The 2,200-nt window shown below is 60.5% G+C and carries 2 protein-coding genes; both read right to left on the bottom strand.

Going from position 1 to position 2,200, the window contains the following annotated elements; translation table 11 throughout:
- Positions 1 to 299: hypothetical protein (locus IAE77_RS28745; protein ID WP_294234641.1), on the bottom strand; the 299-nt coding region annotated here is incomplete at its 3' end.
- Positions 296 to 2,200, bottom strand: a 1,905-nt coding sequence (locus tag IAE77_RS28740) for a helicase-related protein (protein WP_294234636.1), incomplete at its 5' end; no start/stop codon positions are given. The genes IAE77_RS28740 and IAE77_RS28745, both read right to left, overlap by 4 nt.

The following is a 2,200-nucleotide window of genomic DNA, read 5'->3' as shown; positions in this document are numbered from 1 at the left end:
GCGATGAACACGTAGGATTTCAGCAGACCGGCTTGCACCGAGGCGTCGGTGAAGAGGGTGGATTCGCGGCTGAGTTCCTGATCGGTGAGCTGGAAGAGGAGATCGGCAGTTTTCCACTCGGAGACGAAAGCCTTGGCCGGGTCGAAGGCGTGGCTGGCGCCGAAGAGATCGAGGAAGGATTGCGGTGAGGAGCCGGCGCCGGCGATGAATTTGTCGCTCTGGTAGCCCAGCCGGGCGAGAAGTTGCCGGGCAGCGTCCTTGAGTGGAAGGGTCTGGAAACGGGCGAGGGCGGTTTTCATGATGCCTTGATAACGAGCCAGGTGACGAGTTCGAGGTCGGTCTTTTCGTGAACCTGTTCCTGCGCATTGGGCAGAACGAAGCTGCGCCCGGATTGGAGGCCGGAGGCCGCGCGCTTGCGGAAGGTGGCGGCGAGGGAATCCACGGCTTTTTGCAAGAGTGCGTCGTAAGCCTTCATGTTGCTGCCGTGCTGAGTTTGCTGATCGAACAGATGGCAAAGCGGGGCGTAGACCTCCCCCTTGCCCGAACAGAGGATCCGGTAGATGTCGAGAATCTGCTTCGGGTGGGCGAAGCCGAAGCGGACATTGCCGTCGTCCAGGACGTAAACGAGAAAGTAGGGATGGAGCGGGTTGATGGACGCGCTCGGCGCGGGCTTGGCGTCGGTGGCGCCGCCGCGCTGGCCCTCCAGCCGGAAACAGAAGATGACGCCAGGACCGATGGCTGGGTAGTCGGGGTGCGGCGGAGCGCAGGTGTAGAGACCGAAGGGGGCGGCTTCGAGGGCGGCGCGGTTGGCCTCGAGGTATTTCAGCAGCTCAAGGCGGAAGTCGTCGAGGGTAAATTCGGTGAGAGAGACGCTGTCGCCGAAGTCTTCGAGGTCGAGGACTTCGTCTTTGAGCCGAAGCAGTTGCTTGTCGCGGTAGCGGAGGTCATCGGCGATGAGGTCTTCGAGTTCCTCGTTCTTGAGTACGTTGTCTTCAAGGGTGGCGGAGAGGTCCACGAGGGCCATCCGGGCTTCGACGCGGTTCTTGAGGTTGATGTATTTGTTGAGGTCTTCGGTGGGCCAGAAATTGACGAGCTGCACGGTGTGGCTGGCGCTGCCGATCCGGTCGATCCGGCCGAAGCGCTGGATGATGCGGACGGGATTCCAGTGGATGTCGTAGTTGATGAGGGTGTCGCAGTCCTGAAGATTCTGGCCTTCGCTGATGCAGTCGGTGGCGATGAGGAGGTCGATCTCACCCTGCTGTGGCATGGAGGGAATCTTGGCGCGGTGCTTGGAGCGTGGGGAAAAGTTGGTAAGAATCTGGTCGTAAGCGCTCGCGCCGAAGGTGGCGCGGGTGTCGCCGCCGCCGCAGACCAGGGCCAAGTGGATGCCGAGTTCCTGGCGCGCCCAGTCGAGCAGCGATTCATAGAGGTAGGCGGCGGTGTCGGCAAACGCGGTGAAAACGAGGACTTTCCGGTTCGGCTCGCCCAGTTTGTTGGTCGTGGGTTTGGCGACCTTGGCGGCGATGAGCTTCTTGAGTTCGGCCAGCTTGGCGTCAGTCTCGGGTGTGACATCCCGCGCGGCGTTGTAGAGGATACGGAGCTGGTCCTTATCGCGCTTGAGCGCTTTGAGCCAGCCGTCGTCGCCGTCGAGCCGGAGGTGATTCAAGCGAAACTTCAGTTTGCCGCCCACCTGCATGGCGTCCTCCAGCTCTTCGTCGTGGCCGGGGTCGTCGAATTCGAGTTCCAGCTCCGCGGATTCGGAATGCTGTTTGGGCAAGGCCTGGAAGTTTTTGATCTTCTGTTCGAGCCCCTCGATCTTGGCGATGGTGCGCTCCATCGTGATCTCAAACGATTTGACGGAGCTTTCAAGACGCTTGAGGAAGTTCACCTTCATCATGCCGATGAGGAAGGTTTCGCGCTGGCCCTGCGTGAATGGAAACGCGCCTTTCCGCTCATACTCGGCCTGGTAAGCCTCCATGACAAAGCGGGACGGGTTGAACAGCGACAGTTTGTAGGCGGCGATTTCGTCGTTGAGCTTGTCGTAGGAGAGGAAGCGCCCGTGCAGGTCGATCTCGGGATAAAGGGAAACGGGTTTTTCGCGCTTCGGAAAGCCGCCGAGTTGGGCGATGGTGGCCTGGTAGTATTTCTGAATGTGCTTGCGCGAGCGGGCGATGGTCAGTTCGTCGAGGAGCTTGAAGAA

The sequence above is a fragment of the Prosthecobacter sp. genome, from assembly GCF_014879935.1.
In the GTDB taxonomy this organism is placed as follows: domain Bacteria; phylum Verrucomicrobiota; class Verrucomicrobiia; order Verrucomicrobiales; family Verrucomicrobiaceae; genus Prosthecobacter.
This window is presented reverse-complemented; position numbering and strand designations above follow the sequence as displayed.